The following is a 24866-nucleotide window of genomic DNA, read 5'->3' as shown; positions in this document are numbered from 1 at the left end:
ATACTCTATTAATGTATTCGCTGTTATTTATATGATCTATTTAGAAAGGGTTTGATTCGTCAGAACTTAATCTTCAATAAACCAGTAGCCTTTATTAATTTGCTCACAGATTAAAGCAATGCTGCTGGCTGATATAGCTAAAGGCTCATCTTGTGCTTGGCTGTTGATAATATCTTGCGCAGTAAAGCTGTCTTTATTACACAATACCGTTAACAGCGTTTGCTCCTCATTACCTACTTTGACCATCTCCCCATTGATGTAAGCAACGCCAGGCTCATTATCATGGTAAAGGGCACGTAGACCAGCAACCTTATGAATGTCACCACCATTGATTAAATGCTGCTGAACTTCTTCAGCCTCCCAAGGTTCTGCTGGGACAACAATATCAAGTTGATGGCGAGATTGACTTAACGTACTACCTAAGAAGTCATTAATGGTTGTTTTGTCTTGTAAGCTTGCTAGTAGCATGTGAACAAGTTGCTCTCTCGCTTCTTTATTAATAACGCCATACTCATTCTGCGTGGCTAGGTCAGGGTTATGCATATGAACATCACCCATATCATTAGCAAGCACATAGTCGGCGAAATTGCTGATTAACTCTTGTTCTTTTGGTGAACGAAAACCAATCGAGTAACTCATCGATGGTTCAAGAGCATAGCCATCATGAGGAAAGCCTGGCGGAATATAAAGAATATCACCAGGTTCAAGAATGTCATCGATAATAGGCTCAAAGCTTTCGATTTGACGTAGAGCAGCGTGACGACTGACTTCTTTATATTGACCAATATCTTTATCACCAACACGCCAGTGACGTTTACCACTACCTTGGATGATAAACACGTCGTACTGATCAATATGAGGACCAACCCCTCCATCTGGAACAGAGTAGCTGATCATCAGATCGTCAAATAACCACTGTGGCATTGTCTGAAACGGTTTTACTAATTGTGCAGCACCTTGATGCCAATGATTAGCCGCTTGAACAATGAAAGACCAGTTAGTCTCGCCCAGTTGAGCAAACTTATCTTCATTAAATGGACCGTGTTCAGCAATCCATTGATCATTAAGGTTAGCAACAAAGCGGCTATCCACTTCCTCTTCCATCGTCAGACCTGCCAGTTCATCTGGGCTCATTGGATCTTGAAAGTTCTGAAATCCCTTTTTGATGATGGTTGGTTTTTTTTGCCAGTATTGAGTTAGAAACTCTGATAGAGAAAAAGAGAGTTGGTACATGGTTTGCCTTTATATTGCTGGAAAGAGTGTGGTTGTGATTAATTAGAGGTAATCTTTGACTCAAGATCGTTTTGCACGATCTTTAAAGCGTTGAGCGCAACTTGAGGATCTATCTCATTACTTTCAAGTAAGTAGATAAGATCAACCGCAAGTTTTATTTCTTGAGGGGCATCATCAAGAGGTGAAGGTGAGGAAGTCTGGGTCATTTTTATTGGTTCTTTTCTCTATGGTGGATTTTATTTTCTATTTTCAGCATGGCAGCTTCACAACGTTCCAGTCTTTGCTCAGCAACTAAAAGAGCCTGTTGAGCGGCTTGTTGATGAAAAACGGGAGCTTTGGCAAGCTCATTTTGTTTTTGTAGGACAAGTTCTTGCAAGCGACGTGTCCACTCTTTGTGCTGACCATACTCATCATAGAGCGCATTAATAGGTTTACGATAGTGACTGCTGTGCTTGATCTCAACACGACGGATATTTTTAGTCGCTAACTCACGTTGAATCGCGCCAATTTGAGCAAGTAAAACTTCGGTTAGGTATTCAGCACGTGTGGCTGTTAAGCGCTGATTTTTTTGCTCACGTATTATCGTGGTAAACGTACTTTTGGCTTCTTGCACGCAAGGAACAATAAGCCGCGCTTTGCAGTGAAAGAGATGCTCATCAAATAAAGGTTGATGATGCTCTCCGCGTAGTCGATCGAGTTGTGCCGCTTTGAGTGCTAACTCATCAAGCATAGGTCCGAGTTGGTTAAATTGACTCATAGGGCAACAAACCACGCATCATAAGCAAGTTTAACGGCTAAGATGCTGACCATAGTAATAAAGACCGGGCGGATAAATTTAGCGCCAAAATGAATCGCAGAGTGAGCGCCAACAAATGCACCAGCCATCAAGCAGACTCCCATGGTTAAACCTAGCATCCAGTTAATGTGACCAAGTATTGCGAAAGTAACCAAAGAGGTAAAATTACTCGTAAAGTTCATCGCCTTGGCTAAGCCAGAAGCGAGTAAAATATTCACTTTATATAATGCCATTGAACTCACCGTCCAAAATGCACCGGTTCCAGGACCTGCAACACCATCATAAAACCCCAAACTAAACCCTTGTATAATTTGCTTCTTTTTCATTTTAGGGCAAGGAGGTGGTATCGAGTTACTGTTGGCGCTCGGCGCTTTATGCACGATGGTATAAAAAGCAGCAGCAAGAATGATTAAAGGCAGAACTTTCTGTAGCCACTCAGTACTGATCATATCCACCACTAACGTACCGATTGTTGCGCCAATGAGTGTTGAGATAAAGGCATTTTTCCAACATTCAGGCTGAAATAAGCGCTTTCTATAATAAGTAAAAGCCGCGGTTGAAGAGGCAAAAGTCGCTGCTAATTTATTGGTGCCTAATGCAATATGCGGAGGCAAACCAATTGAAAGTAGAGCAGGCACAGTGAGCATACCGCCGCCGCCAGCAACGGCGTCAATAAATCCAGCCAGAAAAGCAACGAGGGCTAAAATAACCAGTGTTGTGGGCTCAAGAAGTTCCATTAATCGAATATGTCCTAGGTTAAATTTAATTGATACGTTTAATGTTCAATATTTCTTTTAAAAGGCGGAAGCGAGTCTAACAATGCCTTACCGTAACGCTTAGTAACAACACGGCGATCCAAGATAATAACTCTACCAGAATCTTGCTCTTTACGCAGTAAACGCCCCACTGATTGGATCAGTTTCTTGCTCGCATCAGGGACTGTGATTTGCATAAAAGGATTACCACCACGGCTTTCAATATACTCAGAATGCGCTTGTTCTACTGGTGACGTTGGTACACCAAATGGGATCTTAGTAATGACTAGGTTTGTCAATAAATCACCTGGTAAATCAAGCCCCTCGGAAAAACTGCCGGTACCAAATAGCACGCTGGTTTTTTTCTCTTTTACCCGCTGTTTATGTTTTTTTAGAATTTCATTGCGTGATGTTGATCCCTGGACCTGTAATGACCAATCATTTTTCAATGCAATAGTTTCTAAGCCTTGAGTCACTTGCTTCATTTGCCAATAAGAAGAGAATAAAACTAAATTAGCTTGCTTGTCTTTAATTAACTTAGGCAAAATTTTAATAAGATAGTCCGTAAACTGAGGTGCTTGCGGTTCATATTGCATTTTTGGCACGAACAGTTCTGCATTATTCTGATAATCAAAAGGGGATGCAAGTGCTAAAAATTGCACACCATCTTCTTGTTTTAGGCTGATACCAGCTTGGTGACAAAAGAAATCAAACGAATTTAACGCACGGATAGTGGCAGAGACTAATACTGCACCCACACAACGACTCCAAATTTGTTGATCAAGTTGCCAACCAACCTCTAAAGGGGAAACATTAACCGTAAAATCACCTTCTCGATCAGTTGATAGTGCCAGCCATCTTGCTAATGGTGCGCCTTTTTCTCGTTTAGGCTCTGCCATTAACTTCCAGACTTGCGCTAAATTTTCCATGCGTTGGATATAAAAGCCAATTTCAGCGAGCGCTGGCTCTGCCATTTTAGCGGAGATTTCCCCATCTTTTACTCGCTCAGCAATAAGATCGGCAATTTTAGCCGTTGCTTGGTAGGCTTTACTGCTTAACTGTTTAAGGTCTTTGGCTTCACTCTCTAGCCACTCGGGGAGATCGCCATGTTCAAATCGATAGAGGCTATCTTCAAACTGGCTAGCATCAAACTGTTTACTTAACTGAGTTAAACTTGGCAGCAGTTGTTGAATAGCATCTTGCAGTTCATTTCTAAATCGGCCAACGCGCTTTTCATCGGCTAAATTAGCAAACTTGGCAATCAATGTATTTAATCGCTCTAGCCAACTGGCGGCACCTAATAAACTCGCTGAAGCAGAGGAGTGATCGCGGGCAACATGAGGTAAATGATGCGCTTCATCGAAGATATAGATAGTTTCTTCAGGCTCAGGGAGAATGACGCCGCCACCTAAATCAGCATCAGCCATCACTAAGCTATGGTTAGCGATAATGACATCATTTTTATCCAGTTCAGATCGTGCTTTTTGGAAAGGACAGTGACGGTGTGACGCCATACTGTTATTGCAAGTCAGCTTATCACTGACGATTAATTGCCAAATACTGTCTTCGATAGGTTTTGGCCATGAGTCACGAGCTCCATCCCACTTACCATCAACTAAGCGTTTATACATAAGTTCAAGTTGGTCGATATCTTTTTTCTTTGGCTTAGTTTCAAACATGGCCAATTGACCACCATCAACACCGCTCGCGGTCGCTAATTTTTCACTACAGCAGTAACGTTGTCGACCTTTCGCTAAGATAAATGTGAAAGGCACATCCGATATTTGTCGATAAAGAGGCAGATCTTTTTCAACTAACTGTTCCTGTAGAGCAATAGTTGCTGTTGATATGACTATTTTACGATTATTTAAAACGGCAACAGGTATAGCAGCCATTAAATAAGCCAATGATTTGCCAATTCCAGTTCCTGCCTCAGCAACAATCATGCGATTTGAATCGTGATAATGACCACATAATGTTTTGGTTATTTCAGCAACAAGGTAATTCTGTGCACGACGCGGGATAAAATTATCAAGTTGATGCTGCAGGTTTTGATAACTTGATCGGATAGCGGTTTGGATTTTATTGGTTAACATACTGTGACCTATTTTACGGATAAATGATAATAGCACATCTATCTGACAGATTCATTTTCGGCAACAGGCTATGCTTTTGATTAAAAAGGAGAGCTATGTCACAAAAAAATAATGAACTTTAATTGCACATGTGCTGTTAACGCTTAGTTAATGAAAAGCGATATTTTATTGCGCAATGTTACACTTTTATGGCTCCTTTGCCTGCTCATTTGTCATGTTACTAGTTTTTTGTGCTTTATTTATGTTTTTTTATATCTACATTTTTGCTTTGTCTTCATTGGTCAAACCTAAATGCAGCTTGCTTAAGTTGTTGTTTATGTTGGTTTTATATTTTTGGTGTGTTGTTTTTAGATTGTTTGACATGTAAGTGTAACTTTTGCAATCTAGAACCAGATTTCAGGGAAGAGACAAATCACCATAGAGTGAGAACGTCTTTTTTCATATAACAAAGGGAACCGGGAAAGGATTTCCTACTTTTAGAAAAGGCAGTGGATTTATTATGAAAAAGACTCTTTTAGCACTTGCAGTAGTCGCAGCAGCGGGTTCAGTTAACGCAGCAGAAATTCTTAAGACAGATAACGGTAGTGTAGATTTTTACGGTCAACTACGTACTGAACTTAAATTTCTAGATGGTAATGATCACAGCGCAGACCTAAGTTCAGGTTCTTCACGTATGGGTATTGATGCTCAATACGCACTAACGGATGAGCTATCTATTCTTGGTCTAGTAGAAGTGGGTGTTAGAGATAACTCTGACGTTAACGTTCGTCAACACATCTTCGGCTTCGCAACTAAAGATGCGGGTACAGTGAAGTTTGGTAAGCAGTGGACGACATCGGATGATGTGTACGGTGCTGATTACTCTTACTTCTTCGGTGGTTCAGCTTTATTCTACGGTACTTTAAATGGTGCAGAGCATGATTCACATATTAAATACTCACTTGAGCAAGATAATTTTTGGTTAAAAGCGGGTATTGGTCTAGATGAGAACGATACTAATAATGAGCTGTACGAACTATTTGTAGGTACGACTGTAGCTGATAACCTAGCGCTGCATGCTGGTATTGGCCAAGATACTTATCACAGTTATGATGAAGATACTGAAGCACTAATTGCTGATGTAACAAACACATACTTTGAAGTTACAGCAGAATATACATTTGGTGATGCATTAGTCGGCGCAACGTACTACTACGCTGAGCTTGAAAATAATAATGGTAATCAAAAAGTTGATTCAAATGGCCTTTCTTTAGCGGGTATGGTTAAAGTTGCTGATAAAACGACAATGTACGCTGGTTATGAATTCGTAAAACTAGATGCAAATAACTCAGCTGTTGAGTTTTTTGAGACAGATGAAGATGACAGCAATGTATTTTATCTAGGTGCTGAATACAAAATGGCAAGTTGGGCACGCGTTTACGCAGAATACGGCTATGCTGATGGTGCAACACTAGGCTTTAGTAATAAAGCATCTGATACTTTTGTACCTGCGCAAATTGCAGATGGTGAATCGAACTTCGCTATTGGTGCTCGTGTATACTGGTAATCACATTACTTGTTAACGATTGATTAAACCCAGCTTAGGCTGGGTTTTTTTATAACATCAATGTAATTCGTTGTTTATTTGATAAATTAGGAATCGATATGTTCTCTCGTTTTACCACACTCGTTATGTTGTGTAGCTCTTTTTCCGTTTATGCCAATGTTACTTTACATGTACCTGAAGAGATCGATCTCTTATCGGTCAATATGCATTCCCCAGCATTAGAAGGTAAGTTATTCTCATCAAATAAGACTCAGACTCTACCTAATGGCGAAAATCAGATTGTCTTTCAATATGAGCCCGTATTTGAAAATCGAGATTCAAGAAAAAAAGCTTACAGTAAAACGATTATTGCCAAATTTAGCGCCGAGAATAGTGATGTTCACTTTGTTGTGCCGAAATACAAGAGCTTGAATCAAGCAGAAAGACAAATCCAAACGCTAGACTGGCAGTTAGCCAATGGCGAAGGTAATGTGATTTCATTATTAGAAGATGAGCTTAAAAATAATGGCGTGCAGATTAATCGTAATATTAATCAAGAAGCTGAGCAATATAATAAACAAGGTGGTATCGCTGCCGTTGAAGTGAGTTATGTTATCGCAACCAGCCAGCTCTCACAGGCCGCTACGCTCACAGAGAAAGCAATAGAACAGCCAGTTGCTATGGCTACGATCGCTACAGATACGCAAGGGGCTGACTCTAAGTCACTGAGTCAATTAAAAGCTTGGTATCAAAAGACATCGCACGAAGATCAAAAGTTATTTAAAAAGTGGTTAGTTGATCAGGAGTGATCACCTAAGATCGTCCAGTTCTGGTGGCTGATTGAATTGATCTTTGTGTATATAAATCAGCATCCCTGCTTTATATTTTGTTGAAACGGTATCTTGATTGACGAGCAATTATTGTGAGTTAATGCCAACAGAATAACGGTGTGTCATTCTAAAGCTTTTTCCACTCGCCAGGCTGAAGATCACCAATTGCCATATCAGCCATTGAATAGCGAATTAGACGTAGGGTAGGGAAACCAATATTGGCAGTCATACGGCGAACCTGTCGATTACGCCCTTCGGTAATCGTAATTGATAACCAAGTTGTTGGTATTTCAGCACGAAAGCGTACAGGTGGAGTTCGTGACCATACATTTGGCTCTGACATGATCTCGACTTTTGCTGGGAGTGTCATACCATCTTTTAGTTGAACCCCATGACGTAATTTATCTAAATCTTCTTCACTGGGTGCACCATCAACTTGTACCCAGTAAGTTTTCGCTTGTTTTGCTTGTGGCTGTGTTAGTTGTGCTTGGTAGATACCATCATTGGTTAAAACAAGTAAACCTTCACTGTCTCTATCTAAGCGACCAGCGGCATAGACATCTTTAACATCAATATAATCGGCTAAAGTTTTACGTCCATCTCCGTCAGTGAACTGGCTTAGAGTATCGTATGGTTTATTAAAAACGATGACGATACGTTCGCTCAACGGTATGCGAGGCTTAGAAGGTTTGCTTGAGTTATGTTTATTGGTTTTATGTCTAGTTGGATATTTAGATGAGCCGCTTTTGTTAGCTGTGCGTTTAAAATGACCAGAGGGTTTGGATGAATCACTTGATGATCGTGCACGACTTGGGCGTGAAGACATGTTAACTACCTTGCAAAATTGTAAATGAGTTGTGTACAGAAGTTCATTGTAATTGGAATTTAAGCTAAAATTGCGCACCTTATGGTACAACAATGCACAAGATAATAGACTATTTGGGTCTTTTTGTTTAATTATATAAGCGTAAACCGTGCACTCATGGATTTTAACTGGGTATATTTTGGATTTTATACTGAGTTAATACAAAAAAGAGTGCCGCTAAAAACCGTTACTTTACTCTAAGTTATACCAATTTAGTGTGAGGTAACCGTGTTAACTTTCACCACTCTTCAATTGATAGAAGAGTCTGTTAGAACAATAGGGAAATTTCATGCCTAAAGCACAACCAACTATTATTTACACCATTACTGATGAAGCTCCAGCATTGGCAACTTATTCACTTTTGCCGATCATTCAATCTTTTACAGCCTCTTCTGGTATTAATGTTGATACTCGTGATATCTCACTGGCAGGGCGTATTCTTGCTAACTTCCCTGAGCACTTAACACCAGAGCAGCAAATCGGGGATGCACTTGCTGAACTTGGTGAACTCGCGACGTCGCCTGAAGCGAATATTATTAAGCTGCCAAATATTTCGGCATCGATTCCTCAGCTAAAAGCCGCGATTAAAGAGTTGCAGCAAAAAGGATTTGCGTTGCCAAATTACCCAGAAGAAGCAGGAACAGATGAAGAGAAAGCTATTCAATCTGTTTATGACAAAATCAAAGGTAGTGCCGTTAACCCTGTATTACGTGAAGGTAACTCAGATCGCCGCGCTCCATTATCGGTAAAAAATTACGCGAAGAAAAATCCACACTCTATGGGCGCTTGGGCTAAAGACTCAAAGTCACATGTAGCAAGTATGGCTAAGCAAGACTTCTTTGGTAGTGAGAAATCATTAACCACACAACAAGCGACTGACGTTACTATCGAGTTCACGGCAACGGATGGTACCAAGAAAGTGCTTAAGTCAGCTTTCCCACTGCTAAATAAAGAGATCATTGATACGGCGGTTTTGAACAAAAAAGCGTTGGTTTCGTTCTTTGAAGCAGAGATTGCTCAAGCAAAAGAGCAAGGTGTGCTGCTTTCTCTACACTTAAAAGCGACGATGATGAAAGTGTCTGACCCTGTTATCTTTGGTCATGCCGTTAAGGTTTACTATAAAGATGTATTTGCGAAATATGGTGAGCTATTTGATTCGTTAGGTGTGGATGTTAATAATGGTTTAGGTGACGTTTACGCTAAAATTGCGACTTTACCACAAGCCCAGCAAGAAGAAATTGAAGCGGCAATTCAGGCAGTATATGAAGTGCAACCTGCGTTAGCGATGGTTGATTCTGATCGCGGTATTACCAACCTTCATGTTCCAAGTGATGTGATTGTTGATGCTTCTATGCCAGCAATGCTTCGTTCTTCAGGTAAAATGTGGAACCCAGAAGGTCGTTTACAAGATACGAAAGCCCTTATTCCTGATCGTAGTTATGCTGGTGTTTATGAGACTGTGATTGAATTCTGTAAGCAGTACGGTGCTTTTGATCCAACAACAATGGGTAGTGTTCCTAATGTTGGTTTGATGGCACAAAAAGCAGAAGAATATGGTTCTCATGACAAGACCTTTATTTTAGATTCTGCAGGTGTTGTACAAGTTATCGATGCTAACGGCACTGTGTTATTAGAGCAAGATGTGGAAGAAGGCGATATCTTCCGTATGTGCCAAGTAAAAGATGCGCCAATTCAAGACTGGGTTAAGCTTGCAGTGACTCGAGCTCGAGCATCAGGCGTTCCTGCTATTTTCTGGTTAGACAGAGATCGTGCTCATGATGCGCAACTGATTAAAAAAGTAGAGCAATACCTTCCAGAGCATGATACTGACGGATTAGATATTCAGGTACTGACTCCCGTCGCTGCCACTGAGTATTCATTAGTTCGTATTAAAGAAGGTTTGGATACTATTTCGGTTACCGGCAACGTATTGCGTGATTACTTAACTGATTTATTTCCAATCTTAGAGCTAGGTACATCCGCTAAGATGCTATCAATCGTACCGCTTATGAATGGTGGTGGTTTATTTGAAACTGGCGCTGGTGGTTCGGCTCCTAAGCATGTTCAGCAAGTTGAAAAAGAAAACCACTTACGTTGGGACTCTTTAGGTGAGTTTTTAGCACTAGCAGCTTCACTAGAGCACTTAAGCACCGTTACAGGTAATGCTAAAGCACAAATACTTGCGAATACACTTGATAAAGCGACAGGTGAGTTCTTAGATAAGAATAAATCACCATCGCGTAGAGTCGGTGAGTTAGACAACCGTGGTAGCCATTACTATCTAGCAACATTCTGGGCAAAAGCATTAGCAGAGCAATCTGATGATGGTGAGCTTGCTTATGAATTTGCTCCGATAGCTCAAGCACTACTTGATAATGAAGAACGTATTGTAACTGAACTAAATCAAGCCCAAGGCATTGTTGGCGATTTAGGTGGATACTACGCTCTTTCTGATAGCAAAGTTTCTGGGTTAATGCGACCAAGTGAAACGTTAAATGCGATTATTAATCGATAACATTTGGCTATTGGTAACAAGATAATAAAAAACCGCACATACTGATGACTGTATATGCGGTTTTTTTTCATCATTAGCGTTATAAGGTAATACGAGTTATAGACGGTTGTGTATCTCTAAAAATGGGTAAGTATTACTTTGCTTGTTCTACAGGAACGACAGAGCTAGCATGGCAACCTTTAGGGCCTTTTTCTATTTCATAGTCGACTTGTTGACCTGCTTTTAAGGTACGATAACCATCCATTTGAATCGTAGAGTAATGAGCAAAAATATCACCTTCTTCACCTTCCGGACAAATAAACCCAAATCCTTTGGCATTGTTGAACCATTTTACAGTACCTGTAGCCATGCTATACATCCCTCATGCATTGTTTACTGACGTTGTCATTATCGAGCTCTAAACTGCTATCATATTGATATTTCTGATGCAGAAAAGCATGTTAGTAATAAAACTGGTTAAAAATAACTCACTATTATTTAATGTAGTCAATGTTTGGGCACAGTCAATATTTCTTAAGCGAAATTTTCGACTAATTTCTTTTTTAATGCATGACGTTACATGACAAATTGGTTTAGTAGGATACCGGGTAATTTGTTACTTTTATCAGTTGTAACGGCAAAATGAGTTAAACTAGAATAAAAAGTCGACATATGTTTTTTTATTCGATTAAACCATGAAAAATTAGGTCGTTTTATTTGCAGGTGTTGAGATGCTGGCTTAGTCTTTAGGTTAAGGGATATTGGCAGGCAATAAATCAAACATGTTCTCTGCCTAGTGCTACAAAATGTCATACTTAAGGTAGCCTTAACATTCTTATCTTTTTGATACTGTATACTGAGGTCTTGATATGGTGTGGCCGTCATATGTTAATATGATTTTCTGTAATTAATTTTTTTACATTAGGATTAAGTTTCCCTTACTTTGAAGTGATATGAGCAAAAATTTTGAATGGGTTACTCCAGACTCAGATTTACTGGAGAAAGAAAAAACACAAATTAAACCACCGGCTATGTATAACGTTATTCTTAATAATGATGATTACACTCCTATGGACTTTGTTATCGACGTTTTAGAGCGATTTTTTTCTTTAGATATAGATAAAGCAACACAAGTTATGCTCACGGTACATTATGAAGGAAAAGCAGTTTGCGGTACTTTCAGTGCTGAAATTGCAGAAACAAAAGTGGCGCAAGTAACGATGTATGCAAAAGATAATGAACATCCGTTACTGTGTACTATGGAGCAAGTATAAAAATTTGCCTGAGCAACAGCGTTGCTCCCCCTAGGAGGTACTTATGCTGAACAAAGAATTAGAGACAAGTTTGAATGGTGCGTTTTCCCGTGCACGAGATAAACGACACGAGTTTATGACTGTCGAACACCTCCTACTTGCATTATTGGAAAATGATGCGGCTAAGGAGGCGTTATCTGCCTGCAAAGCCGATCTTGCCGCTTTAAGCAGTGAGCTCGATATTTTCATTGATCAAACCACACCGCTTATCCCAGAAAAAGATGAAAACCGAGAAACTCAACCAACACTAAGCTTCCAGCGTGTGCTTCAGCGTGCCGTTTTTCATGTGCAATCATCAGGAAGAAGTGAAGTTACCGGTGCGAATGTTTTAGTCGCTATTTTTAGTGAGCAAGAGTCACATGCCGCATATTTATTGAAGAAGAATGACATTAGTCGCCTTGATATTGTTAACTTTATTTCACATGGTATCGGTAAAGGTTCTTCTAATGAGTCCGCTCCTGAGTCTTTCAATACTGAGAGTGCAGAAGAAACGAATTCAGAGGATCGCTTAGAGAATTTTGCCACTAACCTTAATGACGTAGCCAAAAATGGCAATATCGATCCTCTTATCGGGCGTGATCAAGAATTAGAACGTACTATTCAGGTATTGTGCCGCCGCCGTAAGAATAATCCATTACTGGTGGGTGAAGCTGGTGTGGGTAAAACCGCGATTGCTGAAGGTTTGGCATGGCGCATTGTTGAAGGTCAGGTTCCTGAAATCATTAAAAGCAGTATCATCTACTCATTAGATATTGGCTCTTTATTGGCAGGAACTAAGTATCGTGGCGATTTTGAAAAGCGTTTTAAATCGATATTGAAACAGCTTGAAAAAGAAGACGATGCAATCTTATTTATTGATGAAATCCATACTATTATTGGTGCTGGTGCCGCATCTGGTGGTCAAGTGGATGCAGCGAACTTAATTAAGCCGTTATTAAGTAGTGGTAAATTACGCTGTATTGGCTCGACGACTTATCAAGAATATAACAGTATTTTTGAAAAAGAGCGTGCATTGTCTCGTCGCTTTCAAAAGATTGATGTTATCGAACCATCATTGGATGACACGACTAAGATACTGATTGGTCTAAAGCCTAAGTATGAAGCTCACCATGAAGTTAGATACACAAATAAAGCGTTACGAGCAGCAGTAGAGCTATCCGCTAAGTACATTAATGAGCGTCATTTGCCAGATAAAGCGATTGATGTTATTGATGAAGCCGGTGCTCGTAGCCGTTTAGCACCCGCAAGCCGTCGTAAGAAAACAGTCGGGGTTGCTGATATTGAAGCTATGGTTGCTAAGATGGCACGCATTCCAGAAAAATCAGTCTCGTCTTCAGATAAAGATATTCTTAAGCGTTTAGATAAGAAGATGAAAATGCTGGTCTTTGGACAAGATCCTGCTATTGATGTTTTAAGTGAAGCGATTAAGTTAACTCGAGCGGGTCTAGGCGCTGATAATAAACCGGTTGGTTCATTCTTATTTGCAGGTCCTACCGGTGTTGGTAAAACAGAAGTTACGGTACAGCTTTCGAAGCTATTAGGTATTGAGTTGCTGCGTTTTGATATGTCCGAATATGGTGAACGCCATTCAGTGAGTCGTTTAATTGGCGCGCCTCCAGGCTATGTCGGTTACGATCAAGGCGGGCTATTGACTGATGCAGTGATTAAAAACCCTCACTCAGTTGTATTACTTGATGAAATTGAGAAAGCTCACCCTGATATCTTTAACTTACTATTACAGGTTATGGATAACGGGACACTGACTGATAACAATGGTCGTAAAGCGGATTTCCGTAATGTTATCTTAGTGATGACAACCAACGCTGGTGTGACAGAGACAGAGAAGCAATCTATTGGTCTTATCCAGCAGGATCACAGTCCTGACGCTATGGCGGAAATTAAGAAGGTCTTTACGCCTGAGTTCCGCAACCGTTTAGATAATATTATTTGGTTTAATAGCTTAGATCAAAATGTTATCCACCAAGTTGTTGATAAATTCATTGTTGAGCTACAAGTACAACTGGATGCTCGTGGTGTCTCTTTGGAAGTGTCTGAAGATGCTCGTCAGTGGTTAGCAGCGAAAGGTTATGACAAAACCATGGGTGCTCGTCCTATGGGTCGTGTTATCCAAGAGCAATTGAAAAAACCACTAGCTAATGAACTACTATTTGGCTCACTTGTCGATGGTGGTACCGTTGTCGTTTCACTAAGTGATAATGAGTTAGTCTTTGAGTATGTTGGTGCCAAAGAGGCCGCATTACATTAATTATCGAGTAGCTTACACACTGAGATTGGATGAGTTGAGTGATTTAACGAATTTAATTGAAGTATAAAAAAAGCCTAAGTTGTTATCAACTTAGGCTTTTTAATACATGCTATAGAGTAAAATAAAAAACGGAGCTTTAAGCTCCGCTTTTTATTGCAATCGATAATGAATATTAACGAGCACGGAAGACGATGCGACCTTTAGACAGATCGTATGGAGTCATCTCTACAGTTACTTTATCACCCGTAAGAATGCGGATGTAGTTTTTACGCATTTTACCTGAGATGTGAGCTGTCACAACGTGACCATTTTCTAGTTCTACGCGGAACATAGTGTTTGGTAAAGTGTCAAGGACAGTTCCTTGCATCTCGATTACGTCTTCTTTAGCCATTTAATCCTCTTTAGAAACTTGGCGGTTTTTAACGGACTGAAATTTCTTCCGTCAAAATCTAAATATATAAAGTTGTGGCGTATTCTACCCTTGCCACCGCTGATTTACTAGCCTTTGATGACGTTTGAAACGCACTTTATAGTTCATTGCAGGGCATTCATCGATCTGATAGCCCAAATATAGCCACTGTTTATTGTTTTTTTTACAATAATCTAACTGAAAAAGAATAGCGACTGTTCCCATCGACAGCTTCATCTCTGGGTCAAAGAAAGTATAGAAAGCACTTGCACTATGCGCCATCAAATCAGTAACTGCAACGGCAATTAATTTATTTGATTGGTAAATATGCAAAAATTTGGTGTTTAACCAAGAGCATTGAGAAAATTGAAAGAAGTCACTTTCCTTCGGTGGATACATAGAACCAGAAGCGTGTCTTGCCGAGATATATCGACTATAGAGGTCAAACCAATCTTCATCCATATTGTCTTTAAGCTCCCAGCGAAATTCCTGACATTGGTTGATGATTCTTTTTTGACTTTTTGATGGAACAAAGTCAGGAACGGGAATACGAAGGGCATGACAAGCCGAGCATGATTCACAATGTGGCTTGTAAATAGTTTCTCCGCTACGTCTAAAGCCATTAGCGAGCAGTATCTCATAGGACTCAACTGTGTGCATTTCAGGCATTAGAGCAACCGCAACCCGCTCTTGCTCAGTCGGTAGGTAATTGCATGGGTGACTATCAGTTAAGCCAATTTTAATTTGTTGTAAACTGGTGCTCATGGCAGTGTTGATTTCCTATGCTATTTCAGGTCACTTATAGTGGGCGTATGAGTTATCAACTGAGGCAGAAAGCAGTGCGCGTCAACATCTTCTTTTTTTAAAGATAGCAGATCAGATAAAAAATCGGTACGTAAGCGTTCAATTGCTCCTAAACTGGCAAGGTGAGGGTTCATCACTTGGCAATCAATCCATTCACCACCATGTTGGGCAAAGTGCTGGCAAAAATACCATAGCGCAACTTTGGAAGCGTTAGTTGCCGTACTGAACATGGACTCACCACAAAAGACTTTACCGCGAAGGATGCCATACAAGCCACCAACGAGTTGATCTTTGTGCCATACTTCAACGGAGTGGCAATGGCCTTTACTTGCTAAATTAATATAAGCACGCTGCATATCTTCATTTAACCAGGTTTCCTCGGCAGGACGTAAAGAAGCACAAAGCTGAATAACTTGCTCTGTTGCTTGGTTAATACTGACAGTGTATTGATGCTTTTTTTGGTACTTTTTGAGACTCTTAGCCGGTTGAAAAACTTTTGGGTTAAACATGGCTCTAGGGCAAGGACTCCACCATAGCACTGGTTCACCTGGACCATACCAAGGAAAGATACCTTGACCATAGGCTAATAAAATACGTTCAGGTTCTAAGCCCCCTCCGAATGCCAGCAAGCCATTAGGGTCACTTAGAGCGTGCTCAGAAGAAGGAAAGTGATAATTGTCTTTCTCAAGTTCAGTAATGTATATAGTCATAAGGCTGAGTGAAAATTTAAGTGGAGATATATTATGCAAAAGTGGTTATGGATCATACTCTTTTTCCCGATGTTAGCCAATGCGGCGTATCAACGAAATACGGCGCGTCCTGTTAATGAGGTAGTTTATGGTCAAGTAGAGGTCGTGCGTTACATTACCCAACAAGAGATTAAACAGTCGCATGCCAATGGCTGGGAGACGTTACTCGGTGGCGTTATTGGCGGCTTGATTGGTAATCAATTTGGAGGCGGAACAGGTAAGCAGGTAGCGACAGCCGTCGGTGCTATCGCTGGAGCCAGTGCAGCTCGTCAATACGGTAATCAAATAACCACAATACAGTATCGTTTAGTTGAACTACTCATCAAAACAAACAAAGGAAAAGTGATTGATGTAATACAAGATTTTGACAGCAGTATGAGATTTAACGAAGGTGATGATGTACGTATTCTCTATTTTGATGATGGGGTGAGAGTGGATATCGCTTACTAGTGGCAAGAGAGATTGTGAGCCTGATGAGGAGGGGATAACAATATTCCCTTCTTTACTTGTTAATAGCTCTGGAGTTCAAGTTTAAAGTTAGTTAGTCTGAGAGTACGAAAAATTTTCATCGCTGGTTACCACAATGACAGCAATCTCGAATCAAGGAAAGACTAAATTAATGGAAAGCTTAACTCTTAATCCAGTATCTCATATTGATGGGGAAGTAAATCTACCGGGCTCAAAAAGTGTATCAAATCGCGCTTTACTTTTGGCGGCTTTATCAAAAGGAACCACTCGACTAACGAATTTACTTGATAGTGATGATATTCGTCATATGTTGAATGCTTTAAGTCAGTTAGGAGTTAACTACTCACTCTCTGATGATAAAACAACGTGTGAGGTCGAAGGATTAGGTCAACCATTTAGTGTTGAGCAAGCGCAAGAACTCTTTTTAGGTAATGCAGGTACAGCAATGCGTCCATTAGCTGCTGCTCTATGTTTAGGTCAAGGTGAGTTTATCTTAACCGGTGAACCAAGAATGAAAGAGCGTCCAATTGGGCACCTTGTTACTGCTTTACGACAAGCGGGCGCCGATATTGAATACCTAGAAAATGAGAATTACCCGCCACTTAAAATCTCAGCAACAGGGCTAAAGTCAGGTTCAGTTTCAATCGATGGATCTATCTCAAGTCAATTTCTTACCGCATTTCTAATGTCAGCACCACTTGCTGATGGTGAAGTCACCATCAATATTGTTGGTGACTTAGTTTCTAAGCCATATATCGATATCACTTTGCATATTATGGCGCAGTTTGGTGTGCAAGTAGAAAATAATCAATACCAACAATTTGTTATTCCAGCGGGTCAGCACTACCAAGCGCCTGGTGACTTTTTAGTTGAAGGCGATGCTTCTTCTGCTTCCTATTTTCTAGCGGCTGCTGCGATTAAAGGTGGGGCTATAAAGGTAACGGGTATCGGTAAAAAGAGTATCCAAGGTGATATTCAATTTGCTGATGCACTTGAAAAAATGGGTGCAGATATTGAGTGGGGAGATGATTACGTTATTGCACGTAAAGGTGACTTAAAAGCCGTCGATCTTGATTTTAACCATATCCCAGATGCAGCGATGACCATTGCTACAACAGCGCTTTTTGCCGAAGGGGTGACAACAATCCGTAATGTTTATAACTGGCGTGTAAAAGAAACGGATCGCTTGTCTGCTATGGCGACAGAACTACGTAAAGTTGGGGCAGAGGTGGAAGAGGGTGAGGATTATATCACTATCGTGCCGCCAAAAGCGTTAACACATGCTGCTATTGATACCTATGACGATCACCGCATGGCGATGTGCTTTTCACTAGTAGCGCTTAGCGACACTCCTGTGACTATTAATGATCCAGGCTGCACATCAAAAACATTCCCAGACTATTTTGATAAATTCAAACAGCTTAGCCAATAGTTACTATTGATATAAGATTTACAGCTGTCAAAGTACAAATGTTAATTGGCACTTTCAAAACGGCAGCAGAGAATGTTGCCGTTTTGGTTATTGATTACCACTGCTTTTAAACGATAGTAAACTCATTAGATAGGCGATGAGCTAGGTGCTTGAACATATTAAAAACACCCGTAGTTGCCGCTGTCGGAAGCCCATTATCATCTAAGAAGTAGTCGCCTTTAAAAACTAACACTTCTTCTTTCTCTTCTACGGAAGTTGCACGCATTCCTTCAATATAATCTTCATGTTCTTGAATGATTTGGTTAGCAATTAAGAGTAATTCGAATTCTGAAATTGGCTTTTTATGACTCATTTTGGATCTCTTTGAGGATTAATTATGTTGATAATAACTACGAAGTAGAACGGTCTATATTTGCTTTTTATTGCGCCATAGAAACAGCATTAAAAATAGATATTTCTCATCATAACGTAAAAAATGCAATGATGAATAATCATAAATAAAGGCTAATTAAGCAAATATTAGAGAATATTTTGTGATTTATTGCAAATATTACTCAATAAAGTTAGCGTTTGTTGATTTAGTAGACATAGTATGTTTCTAGTTGCAATGGTCAGGGAAGCTATTGCATTGGTTAGGGCTTCTATTGTGCTGCATTCGTCGAATTGTCGAGCAATCAACATCAAAATGAAAAAAACAGGTTGATATTCTTGCTGACTCGCACAATAGTAAAAAGAAGCAATATTTTCGGCAGTATGCTTATAAGGGATAAATTAGTATTTATTGTTTATATAGTATCTATGCATCGTGATTAAGGACGTTAGTGTCAATATGGGTAAATCGCTCGTTATAGTGGAGTCGCCAGCCAAGGCCAAAACTATTAATAAATATCTTGGCAAAGATTTTGTCGTTAAATCCAGTGTCGGTCACGTGCGTGATCTTCCAACGGCAGGTCAAAGTACAGGTCAGAAAGCCGCGGCTATTTCGACAAAAGGTATGAGTCCAGAAGAAAAAGCTCGTATTAAAAAAGAAAAAGACCGTAAAGCTTTAATTAAAAAAATGGGCATTAACCCTTACGATAGCTGGGAAGCAAACTATCAGGTGCTACCTGGTAAAGAGAAAGTGGTTGCAGAGCTGCAAAAGCTAGCCAAAGATGCTGACCATATCTATCTCGCAACCGATTTGGACCGCGAAGGAGAAGCTATCGCATGGCACCTTCGTGAGATCATCGGTGGTGATGAATCGCGATACAAACGAGTTGTTTTTAACGAAATTACTAAAAATGCTATCCAGCAAGCCTTTGAAACACCGGGTGAGCTCAACATGGATGGTGTTAATGCACAGCAAGCACGTCGCTTCCTTGACCGTGTTGTGGGCTTCATGGTTTCACCTTTGCTATGGAAAAAAGTTGCACGAGGGCTTTCTGCTGGTCGTGTTCAATCCGTTGCGGTCAAACTGTTAGTAGAGCGTGAGCGTGAAATCAATGCATTTATCCCTGAAGAGTTTTGGGATGTGCATGCCGATACACAAACAAAAGATGAAACGCCATTTCGCTTAATGGTTGCACAGAAAGCCGGTCAAGCATTCAAGCCTGTTAATGAAGCCGAAACAAAAGCCGCATTATCAGTATTAGAAAATGCCGCTTATGAAGTGTGTAAGCGCGAAGATCGACCAACAAAAAGTAAACCATCTGCGCCTTATATCACATCAACACTACAGCAAGCGGCAAGTACTCGCCTAGGCTATGGTGTGAAAAAGACCATGATGCTTGCTCAGCGCCTATATGAGGCTGGTTACATTACTTATATGCGTACTGACTCAACTAACTTGAGTTCAGAAGCTGTAGAGGCTGCAAGAGAGCTTATTGGTACTGAGTTCGGTAGTAACTACTTACCTGAAAAGCCACTGGTTTACGGAAGTAAAGAGGGTGCCCAAGAAGCTCACGAAGCGATTCGTCCATCAGATGTAAGTGTAAAAACAGATGACTTAAATGGTGTCGATGCCGATGCACATAAATTGTATTCATTAATTTGGAATCAATTTGTCGCTTGTCAAATGATGCCAGCGCAATACGATTCAACCACCGTGAGTGTTAAAGCGGATGAGTTTACATTAAAAGCGAAAGGTCGAATCCTTAAGTTTGATGGTTGGACTCGCGTTCAGCGTCCAATGGGTAAGAATGAAGATACCATTCTGCCAGCGGTACAAATTGGCGATATATTGAAATTAAATGCTCTAGAGCCAAAACAGCACTTTACCAAGCCACCAGCTCGTTTTACTGAAGCGGCATTAGTTAAAGAGTTAGAAAAGCGTGGTATTGGTCGTCCATCTACCTATGCGTCAATTATCTCTACAATTCAAGATCGTGGTTACGTAAAAGTAGAGCAACGTCGTTTCTATGCAGAGAAGATGGGTGAAATTGTGACTGACCGTTTAAACGGTAGTTTCAATGATCTGATGAACTATGACTTTACTGCTCGCATGGAACAGAAGTTAGACCAAGTTGCGGAAGGTCAGGCGAAGTGGAAAGGGGTGTTAGATAACTTCTTCACGGACTTTACGGGTGATTTAGAAAAAGCCGATCTTGATGAAGATGCCGGTGGTATGAAACCAAATCATATCGTCGAAACGGATATTGAATGTCCAACTTGTTCTCGTAAGATGGGCATAAGAACGGCATCTACCGGTGTATTTTTAGGTTGTTCTGGTTATGCTTTACCACCAAAAGAACGTTGTAAGACAACGATCAACTTAGGTGATGAAGAGGGCATCATCAATGTCTTAGAGGAAGATGTTGAAACCGCGGCTTTACGAGCTAAGAAACGTTGTCCAATTTGTGAAACTGCGATGGATGCATACCTTATCGATGATAAGCGTAAAATGCATGTTTGTGGTAATAACCCGAATTGTGAAGGCTACGTTGTTGAGTTTGGTGAGTTCAAAGTCAAAGGCTATGACGGTCCACTTGTTGAATGTGATAAGTGTGGCAGTGACATGGTGCTTAAAAATGGCCGCTTTGGTAAATACATGGATTGCACGAATGATGATTGCAAAAACACACGTAAAATCCTAAAAAATGGTGAAGTTGCGCCACCAAAAGAAGATCCTGTTCACTTACCGGAACTACCTTGTGAAAACTCCGATGCTTACTTTGTATTAAGAGATGGCGCTTCAGGTCTATTTATGGCAGCAAGTAACTTCCCTAAATCACGTGAAACACGAGCGCCATTGGTTGAGGAGATGGTGAGGTTTAAAGACCGCATTTCACCAAAGTTCCAATACCTGGCAACAGCACCAACGCATGATCCAGATGGAAAACCTGCTGTCGTTCGCTTTAGCCGTAAGTCAAAAGAGAACTACATACGATCAGAGGTAGATGGAAAGCCATCAGGTTGGACTGGGCTTTATGTCGACGGGAAGTGGGAAATTACGGATAAACGTAAAAAGCCTAAAAAAGAGGCTTAACACTTTCAATTAGAAAATAACAGCGATTTAGGTCGCTGTTTTTTTTTGCTGCAATGTTAATTTTCTTCGTGAAATATGTGATGTGACTCTATTGCTAATTAAACTTTATTTGTATATCTTATATGAGTAGCATAAATGTCACATTTTAGTCACGAAATAAGTCTATGGTTATATGAATCAGCGCACACTAATGTGGTGTTGTAGTTGGTATTTTGTTAACTTCGTGTTTAGTGTGGTGCCTTATAGTGTGACCTCTATAACGAGTTAGCAAAGCAATGACTTTCACAAGAGAAAGAAATCACTTTGGCAATTGTATTCTATTTCAAACTGTATAGATTATAAGAAACAAAGTGCAATATAGCGCGGTAGTTGGCTAAAGTAACACTACAGGAGTGGTGTTAAAAAATTAGCATAAAAGTTAATGATCAGTATTCACCCCCCCAATAGTAATTATTACGGTGTGTGCTGATTAAAAATAAGCTAAATAAATGGAGTAATATAATGGCTGGTGTATTAGGTATGATTCTTGCTGGTGGCGAAGGTTCTCGTTTAAGACCTTTAACTGAATCACGCAGTAAACCTGCAGTACCATTTGGCGGTAGTTACCGTCTTATCGATTTCGCTCTTAACAACTTTGTTAATGCTGATTTAATGCGTGTGTTTGTTCTAACACAATTTAAATCTCAATCTCTTTACCTTCATATGAAAAGAGGTTGGAACCTTTCTAGTATCACTGATCGTTTCATCGATTCTATTCCAGCACAAATGCGAGATGGTAAGCGTTGGTATGAGGGAACGGCTGATGCAATTTACCAAAATGTTAGCTTTATAAAAGAGGCTAATCCTGAACAAGTATGTATTTTTGGCTCTGACCATATTTATAAAATGGACATTCGCCAAATGCTTGATTTTCATAAGGCATCAAAAGCAAAATTGACAGTATCAGCACTGCGCATGCCGCTAGCTGAAGCGTCTGAATTTGGTGTTATTGAAGTTGATGAAAACGGTAAAATGATTGGCTTTGAAGAAAAACCAGCAAATCCAAAGCCAATTCCAGGACATACCGATGTTGCTCTAGTTTCTATGGGTAACTACATCTTTGATTCAGTCTCTTTATGTGAAGAACTACAACTAGATGCTGATAACCAAGAGTCTAGCCATGACTTTGGTAAAGATATTATTCCAAAAATGTTCCCAGAAGGGGATGTTTATGTTTACGACTTTTCTACCAATGATATTCCAGGTGAGAAGCCAACCACTTACTGGCGTGATGTAGGTACGATTGATGCGTACTGGTCTGCACATATGGATTTATTAGGCGAAGACCCAGACTTCTCTCTATATAACCGTAGCTGGCCTCTACATACGTACTACCCACCACTGCCACCAGCAACATTCGTTGATGCTGATCACCGTAAAGTGAAGGTAACCAATAGCTTGATTTCTGGCGGTAGCTACATTCAAGGTTCTATTGTTTATAAATCCGTTCTAGGTTATCGCAGTAACATTGCTGCAGGTTCTGTTATCAGTGAATCTGTTATTCTTGGTGATGTGAAAATTGGTGCTGGTTGTACCATTAACCGTGCAATCATTGATAAAGATGTAGAAATTGCACCAGGTACAGTTATTGGTGAAGATTTAGAGTTGGATGCTCAACGTTTCCATGTTTCTTCAGAAGGTATTGTGGTTATTGCAAAAGGAACAAAAGTTGGATTCTAAGATGGAAAACATGAATATTTGGTTTACCGTTTCAGAAGCTCAAGGTCTTGTAAAAAGTGGGGGTTTAGCCGATGTTGCTAAAGCACTGCCTAAAGCCTTACAGGAACTTGGTAACGAGGTAGCCATTGTGCTACCTGGTTACAGCTTATTACCAAACCGTGAAGATAAAAATATTATCTTATCGACAGAACTTGAGCATTGGCCACATACTGCGTATCAAGTTGCGACGATGGAGTTAGATGGTGTTCCTGTTTACACCATCGAGTGTGATCACTACTTCGAACGTAACGCTTTATATGCTGAAAATAATGAAGCGTATAAAGACAACGGTGAGCGTTTTGCATTTTTTGCTGCTGCTAGTTTAGACGTACTGCCAAAACTTGGTATTAAACCAGATGTTGTTCATGCCAATGATTGGCATACCGGTCTTGTACCATTTTTACTTAAAACTCGTTATCAATCGGATGAGCGATTTAGTGGCATTAAAAGTGTACTAACGGTTCATAATGCGATTTTTAAAGGCATTTTTAAGTACGATGATTTAGAGATAATACCTGAGCTACACTTTAGTAGTGCTGAGAATGTGAGATATGGTCATGACTGTATCAGTACGTTACGTGCAGGTATCGCTTATGCCGATAAAGTGAATGCGGTTAGCCCTAATTACGCAAAAGAGCTAATGACACCACTTGGTGCTCATGGTCTAGTTGATGATTTTTCACACCGTTCTCGTGATCTTCACGGTATCGTTAATGGTTGTGATTACTCTGAGTGGGATCCGAATCGTGATGAGCTATTACCTAAAACTTACACTGATAATGCACAGAGCATGAAAGCGGGTAAGTTAGCCAGTAAAACGCTGATCCAACAAGAACTTGGTTTACCTAACAGAGATCTGCCACTATTTGGTATGGTTTGTCGCTTAACGCATCAAAAAGGCTTTCATTACATATTGCCAATGTTGCAGCAATTTTTAACTAATGATGTTCAGTTAGTGATTGTTGGAACGGGCGATCCAGATGTTGCTGCCCAATTACGTAATTTTGCTAATGCTTACCCAACTAAGTTTGCTTTCTTAGAAGCTTACAGTGATCGATATGCTCACCTTGTTGAGGCTGGTTCTGACTTTTTCCTCATGCCTTCAGAATTTGAAGCGTGTGGATTAAACCAAATCTATAGCATGGCTTATGGTACCTTGCCAATTGTTCGTGAAGTTGGTGGACTGAAAGATACGGTAGTTAACTATGATGAGAGCCCAGAAAAGGGAACAGGCTTTAGCTTTAGAGAGCCAAGTGCTCAAGCGTTGCTAGTTGTAATGCAGCGCGCTGTTTTATTCTACTTGCAGTCACCAGAAGAGATGACTCGTATTCAATTACAAGCTATGCGAGTTGACTTTAGTTGGCTTGATTCTGCTAAAGAATACAAAAAGATGTACCAATTAGCTTTCTTAGAGCATTAGTTCTTCTGAGTGTAATAATTGTTACAATAAAAAGACGCCAAAGTGCGTCTTTTTTTTTACTTTCAAATCCAAGAACTTATCATTTTACCAATAATTTCAACTGTTTATTTATCTTGGTTGTGATTTGGACGGTTTTTTACACAAGTATGCACATACGGCATCACGTAAATTTAATTTAATTTGTGCTAGT

Annotated in this window: 21 protein-coding genes; 10 read left to right on the top strand and 11 right to left on the bottom strand. The window is 40.1% G+C overall.

Annotated elements, in window-relative coordinates; all coding sequences use genetic code 11:
- Nucleotides 1–66 precede the first annotated feature (66 nt).
- From BCU68_RS05355 to dinG, 5 genes are read right to left on the bottom strand one after another with little or no spacing between them, the layout of a single operon-like run.
- Nucleotides 67–1233, bottom strand: coding sequence for a cupin domain-containing protein (locus BCU68_RS05355; protein WP_102563764.1), 1167 nt, complete (start codon nucleotides 1231–1233; stop codon nucleotides 67–69).
- Between the two features lie 38 nt (nucleotides 1234–1271).
- Complete coding sequence (gene rsmS / locus BCU68_RS05350; RefSeq protein ID WP_102563763.1) at nucleotides 1272–1439, bottom strand: pleiotropic regulatory protein RsmS; 168 nt, start codon at nucleotides 1437–1439, stop codon at nucleotides 1272–1274.
- 2 nt (nucleotides 1440–1441) lie between these two features.
- Nucleotides 1442–1990, bottom strand: a complete 549-nt coding sequence (locus tag BCU68_RS05345; RefSeq protein ID WP_102563762.1) for a primosomal replication protein — start codon at nucleotides 1988–1990, stop codon at nucleotides 1442–1444.
- Nucleotides 1987–2766 (bottom strand): TSUP family transporter, encoded by a 780-nt coding sequence (locus BCU68_RS05340; RefSeq protein ID WP_102563761.1) that lies wholly within the window; start codon nucleotides 2764–2766, stop codon nucleotides 1987–1989. Before BCU68_RS05340 ends, BCU68_RS05345 begins: the two co-directional genes overlap by 4 nt.
- 38 nt (nucleotides 2767–2804) lie before the next feature.
- On the bottom strand, nucleotides 2805–4880 hold the full coding sequence (gene dinG / locus BCU68_RS05335) for an ATP-dependent DNA helicase DinG (RefSeq protein ID WP_102563760.1): 2076 nt from the start codon (nucleotides 4878–4880) through the stop codon (nucleotides 2805–2807).
- Nucleotides 4881–5379: 499 nt separating this feature from the next.
- Here dinG and BCU68_RS05330 point away from each other — a divergent pair, with 499 nt between their 5' ends.
- Both BCU68_RS05330 and BCU68_RS05325 read left to right on the top strand, forming a co-directional pair.
- Nucleotides 5380–6426 carry a porin gene (locus BCU68_RS05330; RefSeq protein WP_102563759.1) on the top strand — a complete coding sequence of 349 codons (1047 nt, stop codon included), beginning with the start codon at nucleotides 5380–5382 and terminating at the stop codon, nucleotides 6424–6426.
- A gap of 98 nt (nucleotides 6427–6524) precedes the next feature.
- On the top strand, nucleotides 6525–7214 hold the full coding sequence (locus tag BCU68_RS05325) for a DUF2057 family protein (RefSeq protein ID WP_102563758.1): 690 nt from the start codon (nucleotides 6525–6527) through the stop codon (nucleotides 7212–7214).
- Between the two features lie 148 nt (nucleotides 7215–7362).
- Here the strand turns inward: BCU68_RS05325 and BCU68_RS05320 are convergent, their stop codons facing one another.
- Nucleotides 7363–8061, bottom strand: coding sequence for a pseudouridine synthase (locus BCU68_RS05320; protein WP_106427124.1), 699 nt, complete (start codon nucleotides 8059–8061; stop codon nucleotides 7363–7365).
- A gap of 328 nt (nucleotides 8062–8389) precedes the next feature.
- On the opposite strand from BCU68_RS05320, the gene BCU68_RS05315 reads away from it, so the two are divergent.
- Entirely contained in the window at nucleotides 8390–10615 is a 2226-nt protein-coding gene (locus BCU68_RS05315) for an NADP-dependent isocitrate dehydrogenase (protein ID WP_102563756.1), read from the top strand.
- A 133-nt stretch (nucleotides 10616–10748) separates the two neighbouring features.
- Here the strand turns inward: BCU68_RS05315 and cspD are convergent, their stop codons facing one another.
- Nucleotides 10749–10964: a cold shock domain-containing protein CspD gene (gene cspD / locus BCU68_RS05310; RefSeq protein ID WP_198591686.1), complete on the bottom strand. Its 216-nt coding sequence runs from the start codon at nucleotides 10962–10964 to the stop codon at nucleotides 10749–10751.
- 583 nt (nucleotides 10965–11547) lie between these two features.
- Here cspD and clpS point away from each other — a divergent pair.
- A complete protein-coding gene (gene clpS / locus BCU68_RS05305) occupies nucleotides 11548–11868 on the top strand; it encodes an ATP-dependent Clp protease adapter ClpS (RefSeq protein WP_102563754.1) in 321 nt (106 codons plus the stop codon).
- 43 nt (nucleotides 11869–11911) lie between these two features.
- Nucleotides 11912–14173 (top strand): ATP-dependent Clp protease ATP-binding subunit ClpA, encoded by a 2262-nt coding sequence (gene clpA / locus BCU68_RS05300; protein WP_102563753.1) that lies wholly within the window; start codon nucleotides 11912–11914, stop codon nucleotides 14171–14173.
- A gap of 172 nt (nucleotides 14174–14345) precedes the next feature.
- Here clpA and infA read toward each other — a convergent pair whose 3' ends face one another.
- The 3 genes from infA to aat form a co-directional block, all read right to left on the bottom strand.
- Nucleotides 14346–14564 (bottom strand): translation initiation factor IF-1, encoded by a 219-nt coding sequence (infA, locus tag BCU68_RS05295; protein WP_001040192.1) that lies wholly within the window; start codon nucleotides 14562–14564, stop codon nucleotides 14346–14348.
- Nucleotides 14565–14648: 84 nt separating this feature from the next.
- Nucleotides 14649–15347: an arginyltransferase gene (locus BCU68_RS05290; RefSeq protein ID WP_102563752.1), complete on the bottom strand. Its 699-nt coding sequence runs from the start codon at nucleotides 15345–15347 to the stop codon at nucleotides 14649–14651.
- A gap of 20 nt (nucleotides 15348–15367) precedes the next feature.
- On the bottom strand, nucleotides 15368–16096 hold the full coding sequence (gene aat / locus BCU68_RS05285; protein ID WP_102563824.1) for a leucyl/phenylalanyl-tRNA--protein transferase: 729 nt from the start codon (nucleotides 16094–16096) through the stop codon (nucleotides 15368–15370).
- 33 nt (nucleotides 16097–16129) lie between these two features.
- Between aat and BCU68_RS05280 the strand changes: the two genes are divergently transcribed.
- Both BCU68_RS05280 and aroA read left to right on the top strand, forming a co-directional pair.
- A complete protein-coding gene (locus tag BCU68_RS05280) occupies nucleotides 16130–16585 on the top strand; it encodes a glycine zipper 2TM domain-containing protein (RefSeq protein WP_102563751.1) in 456 nt (151 codons plus the stop codon).
- Between the two features lie 169 nt (nucleotides 16586–16754).
- Entirely contained in the window at nucleotides 16755–18035 is a 1281-nt protein-coding gene (gene aroA, locus BCU68_RS05275) for a 3-phosphoshikimate 1-carboxyvinyltransferase (protein WP_102563750.1), read from the top strand.
- Nucleotides 18036–18141: 106 nt separating this feature from the next.
- Here the strand turns inward: aroA and BCU68_RS05270 are convergent, their stop codons facing one another.
- The gene (locus tag BCU68_RS05270) at nucleotides 18142–18387 is read right to left on the bottom strand and encodes a YciN family protein (protein ID WP_102563749.1); all 246 of its coding nucleotides are present in this window, start codon (nucleotides 18385–18387) and stop codon (nucleotides 18142–18144) included.
- Nucleotides 18388–18864: 477 nt separating this feature from the next.
- Here BCU68_RS05270 and topA point away from each other — a divergent pair, with 477 nt between their 5' ends.
- From topA to glgA, 3 genes are all read left to right on the top strand, one after another.
- A complete protein-coding gene (gene topA / locus BCU68_RS05265) occupies nucleotides 18865–21498 on the top strand; it encodes a type I DNA topoisomerase (RefSeq protein WP_102563748.1) in 2634 nt (877 codons plus the stop codon).
- Nucleotides 21499–21999: 501 nt separating this feature from the next.
- Nucleotides 22000–23217, top strand: a complete 1218-nt coding sequence (glgC, locus tag BCU68_RS05260) for a glucose-1-phosphate adenylyltransferase (RefSeq protein WP_102563747.1) — start codon at nucleotides 22000–22002, stop codon at nucleotides 23215–23217.
- Nucleotide 23218: 1 nt separating this feature from the next.
- Entirely contained in the window at nucleotides 23219–24676 is a 1458-nt protein-coding gene (gene glgA, locus BCU68_RS05255) for a glycogen synthase GlgA (protein ID WP_102563746.1), read from the top strand.
- The last annotated feature ends 190 nt before the right edge of the window (nucleotides 24677–24866 follow it).

The sequence above is a fragment of the Vibrio sp. 10N.286.49.B3 genome (genome assembly GCF_002873395.1).
GTDB lineage: Bacteria > Pseudomonadota > Gammaproteobacteria > Enterobacterales > Vibrionaceae > Vibrio.
This window is presented reverse-complemented; position numbering and strand designations above follow the sequence as displayed.

Excerpts from the sequence above, each read along its gene's own strand:
- BCU68_RS05355 (WP_102563764.1), bottom strand. The coding sequence starts at position 1,233 with ATGTACCAACTCTCTTTTTCTCTATCAGAGTTTCTAACTCAATACTGG.
- rsmS (WP_102563763.1), bottom strand. The coding sequence starts at position 1,439 with ATGACCCAGACTTCCTCACCTTCACCTCTTGATGATGCCCCTCAAGAA.
- BCU68_RS05345 (WP_102563762.1), bottom strand. The coding sequence starts at position 1,990 with ATGAGTCAATTTAACCAACTCGGACCTATGCTTGATGAGTTAGCACTC.
- BCU68_RS05340 (WP_102563761.1), bottom strand. The coding sequence starts at position 2,766 with ATGGAACTTCTTGAGCCCACAACACTGGTTATTTTAGCCCTCGTTGCT.
- dinG (WP_102563760.1), bottom strand. The coding sequence starts at position 4,880 with ATGTTAACCAATAAAATCCAAACCGCTATCCGATCAAGTTATCAAAAC.
- BCU68_RS05330 (WP_102563759.1), top strand. The coding sequence starts at position 5,380 with ATGAAAAAGACTCTTTTAGCACTTGCAGTAGTCGCAGCAGCGGGTTCA.
- BCU68_RS05325 (WP_102563758.1), top strand. The coding sequence starts at position 6,525 with ATGTTCTCTCGTTTTACCACACTCGTTATGTTGTGTAGCTCTTTTTCC.
- BCU68_RS05320 (WP_106427124.1), bottom strand. The coding sequence starts at position 8,061 with ATGTCTTCACGCCCAAGTCGTGCACGATCATCAAGTGATTCATCCAAA.
- BCU68_RS05315 (WP_102563756.1), top strand. The coding sequence starts at position 8,390 with ATGCCTAAAGCACAACCAACTATTATTTACACCATTACTGATGAAGCT.
- cspD (WP_198591686.1), bottom strand. The coding sequence starts at position 10,964 with ATGGCTACAGGTACTGTAAAATGGTTCAACAATGCCAAAGGATTTGGG.
- clpS (WP_102563754.1), top strand. The coding sequence starts at position 11,548 with ATGAGCAAAAATTTTGAATGGGTTACTCCAGACTCAGATTTACTGGAG.
- clpA (WP_102563753.1), top strand. The coding sequence starts at position 11,912 with ATGCTGAACAAAGAATTAGAGACAAGTTTGAATGGTGCGTTTTCCCGT.
- infA (WP_001040192.1), bottom strand. The coding sequence starts at position 14,564 with ATGGCTAAAGAAGACGTAATCGAGATGCAAGGAACTGTCCTTGACACT.
- BCU68_RS05290 (WP_102563752.1), bottom strand. The coding sequence starts at position 15,347 with ATGAGCACCAGTTTACAACAAATTAAAATTGGCTTAACTGATAGTCAC.
- aat (WP_102563824.1), bottom strand. The coding sequence starts at position 16,096 with ATGACTATATACATTACTGAACTTGAGAAAGACAATTATCACTTTCCT.
- BCU68_RS05280 (WP_102563751.1), top strand. The coding sequence starts at position 16,130 with ATGCAAAAGTGGTTATGGATCATACTCTTTTTCCCGATGTTAGCCAAT.
- aroA (WP_102563750.1), top strand. The coding sequence starts at position 16,755 with ATGGAAAGCTTAACTCTTAATCCAGTATCTCATATTGATGGGGAAGTA.
- BCU68_RS05270 (WP_102563749.1), bottom strand. The coding sequence starts at position 18,387 with ATGAGTCATAAAAAGCCAATTTCAGAATTCGAATTACTCTTAATTGCT.
- topA (WP_102563748.1), top strand. The coding sequence starts at position 18,865 with ATGGGTAAATCGCTCGTTATAGTGGAGTCGCCAGCCAAGGCCAAAACT.
- glgC (WP_102563747.1), top strand. The coding sequence starts at position 22,000 with ATGGCTGGTGTATTAGGTATGATTCTTGCTGGTGGCGAAGGTTCTCGT.
- glgA (WP_102563746.1), top strand. The coding sequence starts at position 23,219 with ATGGAAAACATGAATATTTGGTTTACCGTTTCAGAAGCTCAAGGTCTT.